We start from the raw sequence: 17312 nt of genomic DNA on the forward strand, positions 1-17312 counted from the left end.
GCAATGTCGAAGGGACGCCGGGCGGGATTCACCTCGTCCCAGGTCAGGTCACCAGGGGACAGCTCGCGTATCACCGCGCCAGCCTGTCACGTCACCCCAGCGTCCCGGCAAGCGGATTACCGCAGGGTTCTGCCCGACGGAGGAGACCGCCTGTGCCGCCGGTTGCGGATGTCGAAGGCGTCTTCAGGCGTTCCTGAGGTCCACGATCCGCTTGATCTTGCCCACCGAACGCTCGAGCGTCTCCGGGTCCACCACCTCGACGGAGACGGACACCCCGATCCCGTCCTTGATCGCCGCCGCCACGCACTGCGCGGCCGCCGCCCGCTGGTCGGGGGTCGTTCCCGGCCGTGCCTCCGCGAGCACGGTCAGCGCGTCGAGGCGGCCCTCTCGGGTCAGCCGGAGCTGGAAGTGCGGCGCGACATGCGGCGTCCGCAGGACGATCTCCTCGATCTGGGTGGGGAAGAGGTTCACCCCGCGCAGGATCACCATGTCGTCGCTGCGCCCGGTGACCTTCTCCATGCGCCGGAAGACGCGTGCCGTGCCCGGCAGCAGGCGGGTCAGGTCCCGTGTGCGGTAACGGATCACCGGCATCGCCTCCTTGGTGAGCGAGGTGAACACCAGCTCGCCCTCCTCGCCGTCCGGCAGCACCTCGCCGGTGAACGGGTCGACGATCTCCGGGTAGAAGTGGTCCTCCCAGATGTGCAGGCCGTCCTTCGTCTCCACGCACTCCTGCGCGACTCCGGGACCCATGACCTCGGACAACCCGTATATGTCGACCGCGTCGATCGCGAACCGCTCCTCGATCTCACGGCGCATCTCCTCGGTCCACGGCTCCGCGCCGAAGACCCCCACCTTCAGCGACGTCGACCGCGGATCGACGCCTTGGCGCTCGAACTCGTCGAGGAGGGTCAGCATGTACGACGGAGTGACCATGATGATCTCGGGCCGGAAGTCGTTGATCAGCTGGACCTGGCGGGCCGTCATGCCGCCGGACGCGGGGATGACGGTGCAGCCGAGCCGCTCGGCGCCGTAGTGCGCGCCGAGGCCGCCGGTGAACAGGCCGTATCCGTAGGCCACATGGACCTTGTGACCGGGGCGGGCGCCGGCCGCGCGGAGCGAGCGCGCCACCACGTCGGCCCAGGTGTCCAGGTCCCGTTGGGTGTAGCCGACGACGGTGGGCCTGCCCGTCGTACCGCTGGAGGCGTGGATCCGGCGCACCTGCGAGGAGTCGACCGCGAACATCCCGAATGGGTAGTGGTCGCGAAGATCGGCCTTCGTGGTGAACGGGAAGAGGGCGAGGGCGGCGAGCGTACGGCAGTCCTCCGGAAGGAGCCCCGCCTTGTCGAAGGCATCGCGGTAGAAGGCGACATTGTCGTAGGCGTGGCGCAGGGTGGAGCGCAGTCTCTCGAGCTGCAGGGCCTCGAGCTCCTCGCGATCGAGCCGCTCCGCCGCGTCCAGCAGGTCCGTCATCCGCGCACTCCCGTCCCGGATCGGGCTACCGACCATTCGGTCGTCGTGTTCGGGATCAGTAATTCAGTCCACGCTGCCGTCCGTCAAGGCTCGGCCGAAGGGGCTTCACAGCACGGCCGGCGGCGCGAAGCCGGCCGCCTGCGCAGCACGTCGAGTGGTGCATCCGGACGATTGCGGCCGCCGCCGTCGCCAGGGGGAGCGCTTCGCGGGCGGTTGCGGGGAAGATTGCGGGACGGGAAGTTGAATCCCGCAATCAACCACAGGTGAAGGAGTCCGCGATGCCTCAGCCAGAGGGAGCCGAACTGGAGGCCGTGCGCGCCCGTCGCGAGGAGGTGCGACGGCGCTACCTGCGCGAAGCGGGCGACCGGCCGGCGACCACGGCGAACGGCGTCCACCATGTGGCCTTCATCTGCCGTGACGTGGAGGAGACCGTCCGCTTCTACCAGGAGTTCCTGGGGTTTCCCCTCGTGGAGATCGTGGAGAACCGCGACTACCGCGGCTCCACCCACTTCTTCTTCGACATCGGGAACAGCAACCTGCTGGGCTTCTTCGACTTCCCCGGCCACGACCATCCGCCTGCGACGGAGACGGTCGGCGGGGTGCAGCACCTGGCGCTCTCGGTCGACGCGCGGCAGTTCTCCGCCGCCCGTAAGGCGCTGGACGCGGCGGGCATCGAATACCTGGGCCCCGACCGTGGCGTCGAGGACAGCCTCTACATCCGTGACCCCAACGGCGTGCCGCTCGAGCTGTACCGGGAGCGGCTCGGCGTCTTCAACGGCGAGCGCATCCTGCCGGGCGCGGAAGGCTGACCTCACCGCTCCCACCTCCCGCGGAGCTGCCGTGCCCCGCGGAAGCGAGCCACGGCGGCCCGCGGCGGCCGTCCGAACGGGGACTTTCTGCGCCTCCCGGGTCGGGCGCGCTGTCGCCGACGTCAGCCGCGGATCATCGACATCAGCAGGTGATGGGTCTCACGGTCGGCGGCCGCGACGAGCCCGCGTCCCGCCGGTCCGACCGGGGCGCCGTCGATCCCGGTGACCACGCAGCCTGCTGCCCGGCACAAGGCGATGCCGGCGGCGAAATGCACGCTCCCGGACAGGTCGCCGCCGTCGGTCACGTATGCGGCGCGCTTGCCGGCGGCGACCCAGGCCAAGGCCAGCGTCGTGGACACGACCCGCGGCCGGAACGATTCCACGAACCGGGGATCCGCCAGCAGGTCGACAGCGCGGAAGCCGGGCGCGCCGGGGAACGGCGGGTCCAGGTTGACATCCACGAGGCGGGTGGCGGACGTGGGCGTCAGAGGGGCATCGGCGCCGTCGCACCGCACTCGAGCGGTCTCGCCGTCGGTGAAGAAGACCTCGCCGGTGAACGGGTCGGCCACCGCAGCCGCCCCGTTGCGCAGCGCCACGTTGACGGCGACCGCCATGTTGCCGACGGCGTAGTTCAGCGTGCCGCACAAGGGATCCACCAGCCACTGGCGCGCGGCGTCCACGGCACCCTGCTGTCCGCCCTCTTCACCGAGGACGGCGTCATCGGGCCGGGCGGCACGGATGACGCCGAGGATCGCCTTCTCGGCCTCCATATCGGCGGCGGTGGCGAAGTCCCCGGCGTCCTTGTCGATACGGTCGAGCCGCCTGCCGTACATGCCGCGTACGACCTCCGCGCCGGCCTGTGCGGCCGTTGTCGCCACCCCTGCGTCGTCAAGGTCCGCCGATGAGTCGATCACGTCAGGCATCGTATCGGCGGTGAAAGGGCGTCTGCTCGGGGCCGTCGGGCCACCAAGGGCGCGGGTGCGGCGGGGCGGTCAGGCCCCGGCTCCCGCGGGCCCGTCCCCGACCGCCGGGGCCTCGGAGGCGACCGCCCGCGCCCAGCGGTAGTCCGCCTTGCCGCTCGGCGAGCGCTGGATCTCCGGTGCTATCACCAGCCGCCTCGGGATCTTGTAGCCGGCCAACCGGGTGCGGCAGTGGGCCTGGACGGCGGCCAGAGTCGGTGGGGCCACGCCCGCGCGGGGCTGGACCACTGCCGTCACCTGGTTGCCCCACCGGTGGTCAGGAACACCGGCGACCAGGGCGTCGTACACGTCCGGATGGGACTTGAGAGCCTGCTCGACCTCCTCGGGGTACACCTTCTCCCCGCCCGTGTTGATGCACTGCGAGCCGCGGCCCAGGACCGTGACGATGCCGTCCTCGTCCACGGTGGCCATGTCGCCGAGGAGCACCCACCGTTCGCCGCCGCGCCGGAAGAAGGTCTCCTTGGACTTCACCGGATCCTTGTAGTAGCCGAGCGGTACGTGTCCGCGCTGGGCGACCCGGCCCGTCCCGCCCGGCGGCACCGGTTCGTAGGTGACCGGATCGACCACCGCCGTACGGGCGTTGACGCGCAGCCGGAATCCGGTGGCGGGGCCCGAGTCGTCCGTCGCGGTGCCGTTGAAGCCGGATTCGGAGGAGCCGAAGTTGTTCAGCAGCAGGACGTTCGGGGCCAGTGCGGTGAACTGCTCGCGCACGGTGTCCGACATGATCGCACCGGAGCTGGAGACGCTGAACACCGACGACAGGTCGCACCCCTTCAGCGGCCCGTTCAATGCGTCGACCAGCGGGCGCAGCATCGCGTCGCCGACCAGCGACACGCTGGTGACCCGCTCCCGCTCGATGGTGCGCAGCACCTCGTGCGGCACGAACTTGCGGTGGATGACGATCCGCTGGCCGAAGTTGAAGCCGATGAAGGCCGTGAGCGTCGAAGTGCCGTGCATCAGCGGGGGAGTGGGGAAGAAGGTGATCCCGTCGCCGCCGGCGGCCACCCGCTCGGCCAGTTCCTCTGGTCGGGAGACCGGCTCGCCGGTCGGGGCTCCGCCGCCCAGTCCGGCGAAGAACAGGTCCTCCTGACGCCACATCACGCCCTTGGGCATGCCCGTCGTCCCACCGGTGTAGATGATGAACAGGTCGTCGGCCGATCGCCGGGCGAAGCCCCGCAGCGGTGAGGCGGCGGCTTCGGCGTCGGTGAACGCCACGGCGTCGAGGGGCGGCGCTCCGTCGGAAGGCGCGCCGACGCGCACCAGGTGGCGCAGTGTCTCGGTGCGGGGCAGGGCCGCGGCCACCCGTTCGGTGAACTCCGCGTCGAAGACGAGCGCCGCGAGATCGGCGTCCCGGTAGAGGTGGACCAATTCGTCGGCGACGTACCGGTAGTTGACGTTCACCGGCACGATCCGGGCCTTCAGGCAGCCCAGGACGGTCTGGAGGTACTCGACCCCGTTGTAGAGATGCAGGCCCAGGTGTTCGCCCGGTGCGATGCCCGCGTCGAGCAGGTGGTGGGCGACACGGTTGGCCGCCGCGTCCAGTTCCGCGTAGGTGAGCCGGCGCTCCTCGCCGGTGCCGGGGTGATCGACGTACACGAGTGCCTCGCGGTCGGGCACGGCGTCGACCACCGATTCGAACAGGTCGGCAAGGTTGTACTCCACCGCTCCTCCTGACCCCGGCGGGACATCACGACGTGAACCCGGTGCACTGCGGCTCGGCCGTCATTAGAGCGCCGGTCCGCACATGTGGGAAGGCCCACCGGCAAGGAAATCTGACTGACTGTCAGAAAACTCTTGAACTGGCGGCCCGCCTACTGCAACCTGTTCCAGATCCGGTGACGGGTCCGGCGACGGAACCCGTGACCGATCCGCGACGGGAGGTTGCACATGGCACGGCACAGCGGCCGCACGGGCACCGAACACCTCACCGTGGAACACGAGGGCGCCACGCTGATACTCACCCTGAACCGGCCGGAGGCGAAGAACGCCCTCTCGCTCGCGATGCTCGTCGGCCTCTACGACGCATGGCTCGCGGCCGACGCGGACGACACCGTCCGCTCCGTGGTGATCACCGGAGCCGGCGGCTCCTTCTGCGCGGGCATGGACCTCAAAGCCCTCGCTGCGGGCGGCGGCATGGCGGGGGAGCACTACCGCGACCGGATGAAGGCCGACCCCGACCTGCACTGGAAGGCGATGCTCCGCCACCACCGGCCGAGGAAGCCGGTCGTCGCCGCCGTCGAGGGGTACTGCGTCGCCGGCGGCACCGAGATCCTCCAGGGCACGGACATCAGGGTCGCGGGCGAGGGCGCCACCTTCGGGCTCTTCGAGGTCCGGCGGGGCCTCTTCCCGATCGGCGGCTCGACCGTCCGGCTGCCGCGCCAGATCCCCCGCACCCACGCCCTCGAGATGCTGCTGACCGGCCGCCCCTACACCGCCGACGAAGCCGAACGCATCGGCCTCGTCGGCCGTGTCGTCCCCGACGGCACCGCCCTCGACGCGGCGCTCGGCGTCGCGGAACGGATCAACGCCTGCGGCCCGCTCGCCGTCGAGGCGGTCAAGGCCGCGGTCTACGAGACGGCGGAGATGACGGAGGCCGAAGGACTCGCCGCCGAACTGGAACGGGGTCGGCCGATCTTCGACACGGCCGACGCCAAAGAAGGCGCCCTCGCCTTCGCCGAGAAGCGCGACCCCGTCTACCGGCGCGCCTGAGAGGAGAGCCCCGTGCCCCCCGTCCTCCGTGCTCCTTTCGTCGTCGAATTTCCCTTCACCCGGTCCCTGGGCCCCGTCCAGAGCGCCTTCCTGACCGGCCTGCGCGAACGCACGGTGCTCGGCGTGCGCACCGTCGACGGCCGGGTCCTCGTGCCGCCGGTCGAGTACGACCCCGTCACCGCGGACGAGATCCGCGACCTCGTCGAGGTCGGCGCCACCGGCACCGTCACGACCTGGGCGTGGAACGAGGACCCACGGCCCCGCCAGCCCCTCGCCACCCCGTTCGCCTGGGTGCTCGTCCGCCTGGACGGCGCGGACACCTCTCTGCTGCACGTCCTGGACGCCCCCGGCCCCGACGCCGTGCGCACCGGGATGCGCGTACGCGCCCGGTGGGCCGCCGAGCGCACCGGAGCGATCACCGACATCGCCTGCTTCGAACCGTACGAGGGCGAGCCCGCCGGCCCGGCCCGCCCCCACAGCGGCCGCTTCCCCGAACCCGTCACCGGCATCGTCGCCCCGGCCCGGCTCGACTACACCTGCACGCCCGGCCGCGCCCAGAGCCGCCACCTCGCCGCGCTCGAGGGGCGCAGGACCGTCGGCGAGCGCTGCCCGTCCTGCCGCAAGGTCTACGTCCCGCCCCGCGGCGCCTGCCCCACCTGTGGCGTCGCCACCGAGGAGCAGGTCGAGGTCGGCCCCCGCGGCACGGTCACCACCTTCTGCATCGTCAACATCAAGGCGAAGGGCCTGGACATCGAGGTGCCCTACGTCTACGCCCACATCGCCCTCGACGGCGCCGGCCTCGCCCTCCACGGACGCATCGGCGGCATTCCCTACGACGAGGTGCGTATGGGACTGCGCGTGGAGCCGGTGTGGCGCGAAGGCTCCCGCCACCCCGACCACTACCGGCCGTCCGGCGAACCGGACGCCGACTACGACACCTACAAGGAGTTGCTGTGACCGGCCCCGCCGGGCGCGGTACGACGAGCCGTGCCCACGGCAGGGACATCGCCGTCGTCGCCTTCGCCCAGACCCGCCACACGCGCCGCACGGACGACATGTCCGAGGTGGAGATGCTGATGCCGGTCCTCCACCAGGTCCTTTCGCAGACCGGGCTGCGCACCGGCGACGTCGGCTTCACCTGCTCCGGATCCAGCGACTACCTCGCAGGGCGTGCTTTCTCCTTCACCATGGCGCTCGACGGCGTCGGCGCCTGGCCCCCGATCAGCGAGTCCCATGTCGAGATGGACGGCGCCTGGGCCCTGTACGAGGCGTGGGTGAAGCTGCTCACCGGCGAGAGCGACACCGCGCTCGTCTACGCGTACGGGAAGTCGTCACCCGGCGAGCTCCGCGATGTGCTCACCCGCCAGCTCGACCCCTACTACACGGCCCCGCTCTGGCCCGACTCGGTGGCCCTCGCCGCCCTGCAGGCACAGGCACTGATCGACGCCGGGGAGGCGGACGAGCCGGAACTCGCCGGGGTCGCGGCCCGCAGCCGGCGGGACGCCGCGGCCAACCCGCACGCTCAACTCCAGGGAGAGGTCCCGCGCGGCCGTCACCTCGTCCGGCCGCTGAGGGTCTCCGACTGCCCGCCCATCGGCGACGGCGCCGCCGCCGTCGTCCTGGCCGCCGGCGACCGGGCCCGCGAACTGTGCGAACGGCCCGCCTGGATACGTGGGATGGACCACCGCATCGAAGCGCACGGCCTCGGCGTACGGGACCTCACCCGCTCGCCCTCCACCCGGCTCGCCGCGGAACACGCGGGCCTCTTCGAGAGGCCCGTCGACACGGCGGAACTGCACGCGCCCTTCACGTCCCAGGAGCTCGTCCTGCGCCGAAGTCTCGACCTCGACGCCAGGGTGAGGGTCAACCCGTCCGGCGGAGCCCTCGCCGCCAACCCCGTGATGGCCGCCGGACTCATCAGGATCGGCGAGGCCGCCTCCCGCATCCACAGCGGCGAGTCCGACCGGGCCCTCGCCCACGCCACCTCCGGCCCCTGCCTCCAGCACAACCTGGTGGCCGTCCTCGAAGGAGAGGCCCATGCCGGCTGAGCCCGTGGCCGTCATCGGCATCGGCCAGACCGAACACGTCGCCGCCCGCCGGGACGTGTCCGTCGCAGGCCTCGTCCGCGAGGCGGCCCGGCGGGCCCTCGACGACGCCGAGCTGACCTGGGCCGACGTCGACGCCGTCGTCATCGGCAAGGCCCCCGACTTCTTCGAGGGCGTGATGATGCCGGAGCTGTACCTGGCCGACGCCCTCGGCGCGGTGGGCAAGCCGATGCTCCGGGTCCACACCGCGGGCTCCGTCGGCGGCTCCACCGCCCTCGTCGCCGCCAACCTGGTGGCAGCGCGCGTCCACACCACCGTGCTCACACTTGCGTTCGAGAAGCAGTCCGAGTCGAACGCGATGTGGGGACTGTCCCTGCCCGTCCCCTTCCAGCAGCCGCTGCTCGCGGGCGCCGGCGGCTTCTTCGCCCCGCACGTGCGCGCCTACATGCGCCGCACCGGCGCACCCGGCACCGTCGGCTCCCTGGTCGCGTACAAGGACCGCCGCAACGCGCTCAAGAACCCGTACGCGCACCTCCATGAGCACGACATCACGCTGGCGAAGGTCCAGGCCTCACCGATGCTGTGGGACCCGATCCGCTACTCGGAGACCTGCCCCTCCTCCGACGGCGCGTGCGCGATGGTCCTCACCGGCCGGACGGGCGCGGCCCGTTCGCCGCGCCCGCCCGCCTGGGTGCACGGCGGGGCGATGCGCAGCGAACCCACCATGTTCGCGGGCAAGGACTTCGTGTCCCCGCAGGCCGGCAAGGACTGTGCCGCGGACGTGTACCGGCAGGCCGGCGTGAGCGACCCGCGCCGCGAGATCGACGCCGTGGAGATGTATGTGCCGTTCTCCTGGTACGAGCCCATGTGGCTGGAGAACCTGGGCTTCGCCGCCGAGGGCGAGGGCTGGAAGCTCACCGAGTCCGGCGTGACCGAACTCGACGGGGACCTGCCGGTCAACCCCTCCGGCGGCGTCCTGTCGACCAACCCCATCGGGGCCTCCGGCATGATCCGCTTTGCGGAGGCCGCCCTCCAGGTGCGCGGGCAGGCCGGCGAACACCAGGTCGACGGCGCGCGCAAGGCGCTCGGTCACGCCTACGGGGGTGGAGCGCAGTTCTTCGCCATGTGGCTGGTCGGCGCGGAGCCGCCCGCCACCTGACGATCTACGGGACCGGGGCGGACCGTCACGTGCGGCACCCTGTCCGTGACGGGGCGTCGTCGCTAGGCTGGCCCGGAGACGACGCGGGAGGAGCAGGGACGTGGCCGAGAGCACCACCACTACCACCACGCACATGTTTTCCGGGTGGGAGAAGCCGGACCTGGACCTGAGCAACGCGGACTGGCGACCAGGGGCACAGGGCGCCGGGGACGTGCAGATCGCGTTCGTCGAAGGGTTCATCGCGATGCGTAACGGCGGCCGCCCGGAGAACCCGTCGCTGATCTTCACCCCGGCCGAGTGGCGCGCCTTCGTGCTGAACGCACGGGACGGCGAGTTCGACCTCACCTGACGCCGGCACCACCGACGGGTGTCGCCTCCCCGGCCGGTGCGCAGCGCCGTGCCCCCTCCCGCCGGCGTGGGAGGGGGAAGCGACGGCACGGCTCACGCGGGCGTCTGTGTCACGTCACGGCCGAGCCCCGCGGTGCCGTTGATCTTCTCGATGGCCTGCCGCGCGTGCTCACCGGGCGTACGGGCGGTGAGCGAGGAGACGGACGTGGGCGGAGGCAGATGCGCCGCGCTCCCGGCCGGCGCCGACCCGGACGCGGACGCCGTCGTGGGCTTGGCGTGGACGGCGGAGCGGGTACGCAACCGGTGCCCGGCCGCCTCGTCCAGGCTCACGGGCCGCTGCATCTGGGCGGCCAGCCGCCCCGCCTCCTGCCCGAGCGCGGCGACGTCCTCCCAATGGAGGCGGACCACCAGCCGTAGCTCCGCCTCGCCGTCGGGAAGGGCTTGCAGGGCGGGAGTGGTGCGGTCGTTCATGGGCTGATCCTCACGTCGGTTCGGAATCTCGCGGGACGCTGCTCCTCACAGACATCGGTGCGCACGGGCACCGGTGCGCACAGGGGTACGGGGGCGGCGGCCGGGGCGTTCAACGCCGCCGCGCCCCGGCTCGGCCGGGTCGGTCCGTACCCGTACCATTGCGGGTATGTCCTTCCTCCGCCGCCGCAGCGCCGCCACACCCGCGGGCCCGGACTTCGATGTCCTGGCCATGGACCCGGGCGACTGGCCCGGAAACCTGGGCGCCGGTCTGCTCCCCGCGCCGGACGGCAGCTGCCAGGGGGTCTTTCTGCGCTACGACCTGTTCGGCGGCCGCGGACCCGCGATGATCATCGGCAATCTGCCCGAGGGGTCGCCCGCCCGTGAGGTGGAGGAGGGCGAGATCCCCTTCGAGGTGGGCCAGCTCCTCCTCGCGCTGGAGAACGACGAGCCGGTCCATGTCACCGGTGTCGAGGACACTCCCGTCATGCAGGGGGACAACCTGCTGATCGTGCGCCGTCTGAAGCTGTCGGAAAGCCGCATCTCCTGCGTCCAGTTCGACCGCAGCGACAATGTGCTCGTCACGATCGCCAGCTGGGACCGGCCCATCACCGACGATCTCTACGCGCTCCTCAAGCCCCTCCCCGCGGAGCTGTTCCAGCAGGGCTGAAAACTCGCCGACCGACCCCTCCTCGACCTACTGCCCGGGCCCGGCCCGGGCAGTCTCGTCACGCGTCCTGGCACATCGGCCGCGCGACCCTGTGGTCCGCGCGCTACACCCTCACCTCCGACCGCTGGGCCGGCAACGAGATCCGGGCGGCGGACGTGCCGAGCCCCGTGGGCGCACCCAGCCGCCAAGGGGCGGCGCCGCCCCGCAGATCCTCCTCCTTGTAACGCCTCACCTTCCGGTGCCAGTTGAGAATGCCCGCGAGCCAGTCCTCGAGCTCGCGCACGTACGAGGCGAGGGCCGCCCTGCCCTTCTCGCCGAGATCGAACTCGTCGCACACCACCGGAAGTTCATGCTCCTTCACATGAAGGAACTGTTCCAGCCGGGAGTGCATGAGATCGGCCGTCATGGCGAAGGCCGTGGGGTAGTCGCAGTCGAAGAACGTCTGCACCACCAGTACCGCGTTGTGGATCTCACCCTCGTACTCGATCTCCTTCTGGTACGAGAACAGGTCGTTGAGCAGGCAGGCGTAGTCCATGGCCGAGTTCTCGAGGGCGCGCACCGGGCCGCTCGCGTAGAGCTCCGCCGGCAACTCGCCCTCGTGGCGCAGCCTGCACAGGCTCATGGTCATGTCCGAACCGAACGTGAGACGGCGCATCTCGATGTAGTCCACCGGGTCGGGGACCCGGTGCTGCGCCTGGTTGTGCAGTTCCCACAGCCAGCTGTCCAGCATGACGTCCACGGCAGCGCGCAGGGACCCGCGGGCGTCCACCGACATCGGCCCCGCCGTACGGGCCCACAGATCGGCGAGGCTGCGCTCCATCGGGGCCACGGCGACGGCGGCGCCCGCTTCCGGGGTGTCCACCGGCATACAGGCCTTCAGCCGGTCGTTCAGGAGCCGGGCCCCGGCGAGATCACGGGTCGCGCCGAAGAACACCGGGTAGTAGTCGTCGCCGTACGTACCCCACGTCAGCCACTCCGCGCTGAGCTCCAGCTCCTCCGGCGTGGCGTCGGGGTCGAGCCCCGCCGCGCAGAGCGCCAGGTCGAAGCCCTTGATCTTGGCCTCGTCCCAGATGTCGTTCAGCAGGCCCATGCGCCCGGCCCAGTCGACCGACTTCCTGCGGGCGTCGTCCAGGTGCGGACTCAGAGTGAGGGGGAACGGCAGGGCGAAGTCGGGGAGCATGGAGGGCCCCACCTGCCGCGGCCGGTGCGTCAGTGTGCGCAGCCGTGCTGCCGCCGGACGGCCGAACAGCGTGCGGATGTCGAGCGCCGACGTCCCGAGCACCCCGGCGACGGACGACGGTCCGACCGCCTCGCCCACGCCGTCGTTCATGTACCGGCTGGAGCGCATGTGCCATTCGTGGCCGCCGGACTGCCAGTCCTGAAGGCCCTTGGTATAGGCGGCGATCGCGGTGCACTCCTGCGGGGTGAGGCCCTGGTCCAGGCACAGCGCGGGCACCTCGGTGAGCGCCGTGTTCTCGAACTGCTGGACCCTCGAGGTCAGCAGGTCGTTCACCGCCTCCGCCGCCTCCTGCGTCGTACAGCCGAGGAAGCGCTCCAGCACCAGCACGCCGTTGCTGTTCTCGCCCTCGTCCTCCACCTCGCGCTGGTACGAGAAGAGGTCGTTGCGCAGGTGCACCGCGTCGGAGAAGGAGTCGCGCAGCACCCGCAGAGGACGTGTCGCGGCGACCGCTTCCGGCACCTCCGCCTGCGCCGCGTACTCCACCAGGCCGGCGGACCAGGGGGCGCCGCCGACCTTCCGGCGCATCTCGATGTACTCGAGCGGGTTGGCGACCCGGCCGGCGTCGATGTTGGCCAGCTCCCACATCGACTCGTCGAGCAGGTTCTTCGTGGACTCGGCGAAACGGGCCCGCCAGGCGGGGGACATGCTCGGCACCGTCCGCTCCCACAGGTCGGCGAGGCCCGCCTCGACCGGGTTCGTCGGCTCCGGCGTCCCCCGGGACAGGTCCATCGGCATGAAGGCCGGCAACCGGTCCAGATACGCCTTGCCGCCCGCGAGGTCCTGGCTGCGCTTGAAGACCTCCAGGAAGTGATCGTCGAAGAAGAAGACCCACACGTACCAGTCGGTGACGAGACCGAGGGCCTCCGCGTCGCAGTCCGGGTGCGTGTACGCGCACAGCAGCGCGTAGTCGTGGGCCTCGAGGTCGCTCTCCTCCCAGATGCCGGACCCCTCCAGCATTCCCATCCGCCGGGCCCATTTCCTGGTGTGCCGCCGCGCCTCCTCGACATGCGGATTGAGGCGGGCCGGATACGGGACGTAGAAGTCCGGCAGTACGAAGGGCTGTGCCATGTGCGCCAGGGCCTTTCAGAGCAGCCGCGCACGAGGCGCGGACGGTCATGACGGCCCAGGCCTACCCCTCGCCCGTACGGCCCACTCGCCCCGGCAAATAGTCACATAAGCGGCCCGGTGTGTGGGGTGGTGCCACCGGACCCCACGACCGGTGGCACCACCCCGTTCTGAGCCTTCGTCCGGACCGGTAGCGGCCCGGACGAAGGGCCTCAGCCCAGCACCCGCACGTCCGCCGCCTTCACGAAGGCGACCCGGTGCCCGAACTGGATCTCGTAGTACATCTCTTCGCCCCGGACCACCGTGTGGCCCGCCGTGTCGAACGTCGTCGCGTACAGGTACTCCCCGGGGACCCGGTCACCGACCACGTACGTCTGGCCCGCGAGCAGCTTGTACGGCAGCGGCGAGACCGCCTGCACCGGAATCCCCGGCGGATAGGCCGAGGCTTCCGGATACGCCCTGCCGTACACCGGCACTTCGGCGAGACCTTCCCTCGGTGTCAGCACCTTCTCCCTGGCGCCGACCGCGACCGGCTGTGTCCGCGGGTTGTGGAACCATGCCTTCTGCCCGAGGTACCAGATCGCCGTCCAGTCGCCCCGGCGCTCGGCCACCGCGTACTGCTGGCCCGTCGAGGCGCGCGCCCCCGTGTCGTTCACACCGGTCGTCGAGTCCTGCCCGCCCGGCCGCAGACCGACGTCCTTGACCAGCGGGGCGCTCTCGCTCGGCTCGGTGTGCAGCCGCACCGCGCCGGAGCCGTGCGGCGCGCACGCCTCCCCGGCCTTCACGCAGCCGGTGTACAGCGGTTGGTGCCGGGTGTATTCGGGGCGGATCGTGACCACGGAACTGTCCGGCCCGGCGGACGGTGTGAACGGCCTGCCGAGCAGCTCGAAGTAGTGCGCCCAGTCCCAGTACGGCCCGGGATCGGTGTGCATCCCGCGGATGGTCGCCGCGGTCGTACCCGGGACGTTGTCGTGACCCAGGATGTGCTGCCGGTCCAGCGGAATGTCGTACCGCTTGGCCAGGTACCGCACCAGGCGCGCCGACGTGCGGTACATCGCCTCCGTGTACCAGGCGTCGGGGGACACCAGGAAACCCTCGTGCTCCAGACCCACCGACTTGGCGTTGACGAACCAGTTGCCGGCGTGCCAGGCGACGTCCTCGAGCGGCACATGTTGAGCGATGTGCCCGTCGGACGAGCGCAGCGAGTACTGCCACGACACGTACTCAGGGTTCTGCACCAGCTTCAGTGTGGTGTCCCAGGACGCCTCCGTGTCATGGACGACGATGTAGTCCACCGACTGGGACGCCGGCCGGTCGGCCTGGTCGTGGTTACCGTAGTCGCCGTCGCCGAACTCCTCGTACGGGGCCGGGATCCATTCGCACGCCACCGTCGGCGGGCATTCCGTGCGGCCCGTGTCGGCAGTGCGCAGTCCGAGCCGTCGCACCTGCGTCCGGTCCGGTGACACGGCCGGGTCCGGCTCGAGCTCCACCCGCTGACCGCCGTCCGTCGTGCGGGACCGGCCCGTGCGGATGACGTCGAAGACATCGTCGGCGTACGTCGTCGCCGTCGCCACATCGTCCGCGCCGGAGTACCGCGCCACGGCGCCGTACCAGTCCGCGGGGTCCGCACTCGCGGGCCCACCCAGCTCCCGCTGGGCCTGCGCGAGCAGGGCCGCACCGCCCCGCACGTTCGCCGCGGCGCTGTCACGCAGCTTGTCCTCGCCGATGCCCGACACTTCGGCCGCATGCTCCAGCGTCCGCAGCCGCGGCGGCAGTTCGCCGGGGTCGGGCAGGGCCGCCTCGACGACCGGACGGGCGGGGCGGGCGTCGTCCCCGCGGGCGTCCTCGGCACCGTGCGAGTGGTGGGGCGCCTCGGCGATCGCGGTCCTCGCGTCCGTCAGATGCATCGGACCGTAGCCGCCGGTGACACTCGCCGCCCCGCCGTGCGCGTCCCAGCGGGACTGGAGGTACGAGACGCCGAGCAGCACGCTCTCCGGTACCCCGTACTCGGCGGCCGCGGCCGCGAACGTCCCCTGCATCGAGTCCGCCGGAGCGCGTTCGGCGGTCGCGGACGGACCGGCCGACAGCAGCGGCAGCAGCAGGGCGGCGCACGCCACCGCGCCCCTGCCGTCAGCGCACGACGACGGGCACTTCTCGGACGTGCGGGAGCTGATCCTGGCAATGCGGCCTCCAGTGACGGGTGACGCGCGAACGGGCCCCGAGGGGGCGGGACACGCCCCATGGGTATCGGCTCACGGACGATCCGTCAATCATGCCTCGCAGGCCGGTATTTGCACGTCAGAGGGCGTGTCGCGGAGTTTCGCGCCGACGGTCCCCCGGCCTGCGACGCGTCAGTGGAGTGGACCAATGGGCGCAGGCCGACGGAGCGTGCCCTCTCCATACCTGGGCGCTCCGTATGGTGGACGTGGCAGGGGGTAGCCGCAGTGCATGACCACCCAGAAGACCAGCGTTCTCGTTCTTGATGCCGCCGAACCGATGGAACTGGCGGAGTTCTACGCAGGATTGTTCGGCGCGGAGGTACGCGTCGGCAGCGATCCCGACTTCGTGGAGGTCGTCGGCCACGGTGGGGTGCACCTGGCGATGCGCCGCGACCACGGCTACGCGCCGCCCAGCTGGCCCCGGCCGGAGGACTCCCAGCAGTCGCACCTGCGCATCCTGGTCGCCCGAGGCGACCTGGACGAAGCGGAGCGGGAGGCGGTCAGCCTGGGGGCCCGTCCGGTGGACACCAACAATCGGCGGGGGCCTCGCGAGGAACGCGTCTTCTCGGACCCGGCCGGGCACTCCTTCTCCCTGGCGGCGTCACCCGAGCGGTGATGCGGGGCAGCGCCCGGTCAGGTGAGCATGACGGAGACCGTGCGGCGAGCATGCCCGTCGGCGGAAGACGGGCGGGAGAAACACAGTGCGCTGCGCGCCCGGCGTGTCGGCACCGGACGCGCAGCGCGCTTCCCCCTCTGTGGCGACGGATCGAACGAACCTGCCGCTCGGTGGCGGCCGGTCAGCGGGTGCCGACCGCCGCGCGCACGGCCCTGCGGGCCATTGCGCAGTCATCGTGCAGCCGCCTCAGCAGCAGCCGCTGTTCCTCACCGGCCGTAGGGCCGCCGGTCTGCGCCTGGCCGCCGACCACCGGCGGCGCCTCCCGCATCGTGCGCTGCACAGCGGTCTCGTAGGTACGGATCTCCCGGGTCAGCACCAGCATCAGGTTGACCAGGAACGCGTCCCGGGCCGCAGTGCCCGCCTGCTGGGCGAGCTGGCTGATCTGCCGGCGTGCCGCCGGAGCATCGCCCAGCACCGCCCACAACGTCGCCAGGTCGTAGCCGGGCAGATACCAGCCGGCGTGCTCCCAGTCGACCAGCACCGGACCGGTGGGCGACAGCAGGATGTTGGAGAGCAGCGCGTCGCCGTGACAGAACTGCCCCATCCCGTGCCGGCCGCCGGCCTGGGCCAGACCGTGCAGAAGCTTCTGGAGGTCTCCGAGGTCACGGTCGGTGAACAGCCCCAGCTCGTGGTAGCGCGAGATCCGCGAGCCGTAGTCCAGCGGGGCGTCGAACATCCCGGCCGGCGGACGCCAGCTGTTGAGCCGCACGACCGCTCCCAGCACGGCGCGCAGATCCGCGCGCGGAGGGGCCTCCACCGGATGCCGGGTCAGCGCCGCGGCCCTTCCGGGCATCCGCTCGATCACCAGGGTGCAGTTCTCGGGGTCCGCGGCGATGAGCCGCGGCACCCGCACCGGTGGGCGGTGCCGCACGAAGGCGCGGTATGAAGCTATTTCGTGCCGCAGCCGCTCGGCCCACGCCGGCGAGTGGTCCAGTAAGCACTTGGCGACCGCCGTCGTGCGCCCCGTCGTTCCGACGATCAGCACGGACCGTCCGCTGCGGCGGAGCACCTGCACGGGATTGAACTCGGGGCAGATCCGGTGCACCGACGCGACAGCCTTGCGCAGCTGCGCGCCCTGCGGGCCGGACAGGTCGATCCTCCCGCTGAGGGGCGGCCGGCCCGTCGCACCGGCCGTCCTGCGTGTCCGGCCGTGGTCGGCGCGGTCGAGATACGGACCGGCGCCGGCGGGGAACGCGTTGCGCTGCTGCAGCCGGGGCGGAGCGGACACGGAGGACGATGCTGTGTACATGGGAGACAGATCCCTTCGTGTGCCGACAGTTGCGTGCGCGCCCCGCCCCATATGCCAGGAGCAACACCCTGGGGAATGTGCCCCGGCAGACGGGGCGAGGTGGCGCATTCCTACCTGACACCCCCTCGCGGGTGGCACACCATCTGGCGAACCCTGGCGAACCCTGGCGAATAGTCGCCTGCCCCATGACAGCGCGTTACTGTCA

At 71.3% G+C, this 17312-nt stretch carries 15 protein-coding genes; 8 read left to right on the forward strand and 7 right to left on the reverse strand.

The window, feature by feature from the left end; translation table 11 throughout:
- Window positions 1–183: 183 nt before the first annotated feature.
- Entirely contained in the window at window positions 184–1470 is a 1287-nt protein-coding gene (paaK, locus tag GLX30_RS33830) for a phenylacetate--CoA ligase PaaK (protein ID WP_159694707.1), read from the reverse strand.
- Between the two features lie 278 nt (window positions 1471–1748).
- Between paaK and GLX30_RS33835 the strand changes: the two genes are divergently transcribed.
- Entirely contained in the window at window positions 1749–2279 is a 531-nt protein-coding gene (locus GLX30_RS33835) for a VOC family protein (RefSeq protein ID WP_159694708.1), read from the forward strand.
- Between the two features lie 122 nt (window positions 2280–2401).
- Here the strand turns inward: GLX30_RS33835 and GLX30_RS33840 are convergent, their stop codons facing one another.
- Both GLX30_RS33840 and GLX30_RS33845 read right to left on the reverse strand, forming a co-directional pair.
- Window positions 2402–3193, reverse strand: a complete 792-nt coding sequence (locus GLX30_RS33840; protein WP_167306896.1) for an inositol monophosphatase family protein — start codon at window positions 3191–3193, stop codon at window positions 2402–2404.
- A gap of 78 nt (window positions 3194–3271) precedes the next feature.
- Window positions 3272–4921, reverse strand: a complete 1650-nt coding sequence (locus tag GLX30_RS33845; protein ID WP_159694710.1) for an acyl-CoA synthetase — start codon at window positions 4919–4921, stop codon at window positions 3272–3274.
- Between the two features lie 225 nt (window positions 4922–5146).
- Here GLX30_RS33845 and GLX30_RS33850 point away from each other — a divergent pair, with 225 nt between their 5' ends.
- From GLX30_RS33850 to GLX30_RS33870, 5 genes are all read left to right on the forward strand, one after another.
- Window positions 5147–5968 carry a crotonase/enoyl-CoA hydratase family protein gene (locus tag GLX30_RS33850; RefSeq protein ID WP_159694711.1) on the forward strand — a complete coding sequence of 274 codons (822 nt, stop codon included), beginning with the start codon at window positions 5147–5149 and terminating at the stop codon, window positions 5966–5968.
- 12 nt (window positions 5969–5980) lie between these two features.
- The gene (locus GLX30_RS33855) at window positions 5981–6925 is read left to right on the forward strand and encodes an OB-fold nucleic acid binding domain-containing protein (RefSeq protein WP_159694712.1); all 945 of its coding nucleotides are present in this window, start codon (window positions 5981–5983) and stop codon (window positions 6923–6925) included.
- On the forward strand, window positions 6922–8016 hold the full coding sequence (locus GLX30_RS33860; protein WP_159694713.1) for a thiolase domain-containing protein: 1095 nt from the start codon (window positions 6922–6924) through the stop codon (window positions 8014–8016). The genes GLX30_RS33855 and GLX30_RS33860 overlap by 4 nt, the downstream gene beginning before the upstream one ends.
- A complete protein-coding gene (locus GLX30_RS33865; protein WP_159694714.1) occupies window positions 8006–9172 on the forward strand; it encodes a thiolase domain-containing protein in 1167 nt (388 codons plus the stop codon). Before GLX30_RS33860 ends, GLX30_RS33865 begins: the two co-directional genes overlap by 11 nt.
- Window positions 9173–9305: 133 nt before the next feature.
- Window positions 9306–9521: a DUF397 domain-containing protein gene (locus GLX30_RS33870; RefSeq protein ID WP_159695400.1), complete on the forward strand. Its 216-nt coding sequence runs from the start codon at window positions 9306–9308 to the stop codon at window positions 9519–9521.
- Window positions 9522–9613: 92 nt separating this feature from the next.
- Here GLX30_RS33870 and GLX30_RS33875 read toward each other — a convergent pair whose 3' ends face one another.
- A complete protein-coding gene (locus tag GLX30_RS33875; RefSeq protein WP_159694715.1) occupies window positions 9614–9991 on the reverse strand; it encodes a hypothetical protein in 378 nt (125 codons plus the stop codon).
- Window positions 9992–10157: 166 nt separating this feature from the next.
- Between GLX30_RS33875 and GLX30_RS33880 the strand changes: the two genes are divergently transcribed.
- The gene (locus tag GLX30_RS33880) at window positions 10158–10658 is read left to right on the forward strand and encodes a hypothetical protein (protein WP_159694716.1); all 501 of its coding nucleotides are present in this window, start codon (window positions 10158–10160) and stop codon (window positions 10656–10658) included.
- 103 nt (window positions 10659–10761) lie between these two features.
- On the opposite strand, the gene GLX30_RS33885 is transcribed toward GLX30_RS33880, so the two are convergent.
- On the reverse strand, window positions 10762–12966 hold the full coding sequence (locus GLX30_RS33885; RefSeq protein WP_159694717.1) for a terpene synthase family protein: 2205 nt from the start codon (window positions 12964–12966) through the stop codon (window positions 10762–10764).
- A 209-nt stretch (window positions 12967–13175) separates the two neighbouring features.
- A complete protein-coding gene (locus tag GLX30_RS33890) occupies window positions 13176–15080 on the reverse strand; it encodes an N-acetylmuramoyl-L-alanine amidase (RefSeq protein ID WP_159694718.1) in 1905 nt (634 codons plus the stop codon).
- A gap of 331 nt (window positions 15081–15411) precedes the next feature.
- Here GLX30_RS33890 and GLX30_RS33895 point away from each other — a divergent pair, with 331 nt between their 5' ends.
- The gene (locus tag GLX30_RS33895; RefSeq protein WP_159694719.1) at window positions 15412–15798 is read left to right on the forward strand and encodes a VOC family protein; all 387 of its coding nucleotides are present in this window, start codon (window positions 15412–15414) and stop codon (window positions 15796–15798) included.
- Window positions 15799–15979: 181 nt separating this feature from the next.
- Here the strand turns inward: GLX30_RS33895 and GLX30_RS33900 are convergent, their stop codons facing one another.
- Entirely contained in the window at window positions 15980–17107 is a 1128-nt protein-coding gene (locus GLX30_RS33900) for an aminoglycoside phosphotransferase family protein (protein WP_159694720.1), read from the reverse strand.
- Between the last annotated feature and the right edge of the window lie 205 nt (window positions 17108–17312).

The organism is Streptomyces sp. Tu 2975 (assembly GCF_009832925.1).
In the GTDB taxonomy this organism is placed as follows: domain Bacteria; phylum Actinomycetota; class Actinomycetes; order Streptomycetales; family Streptomycetaceae; genus Streptomyces.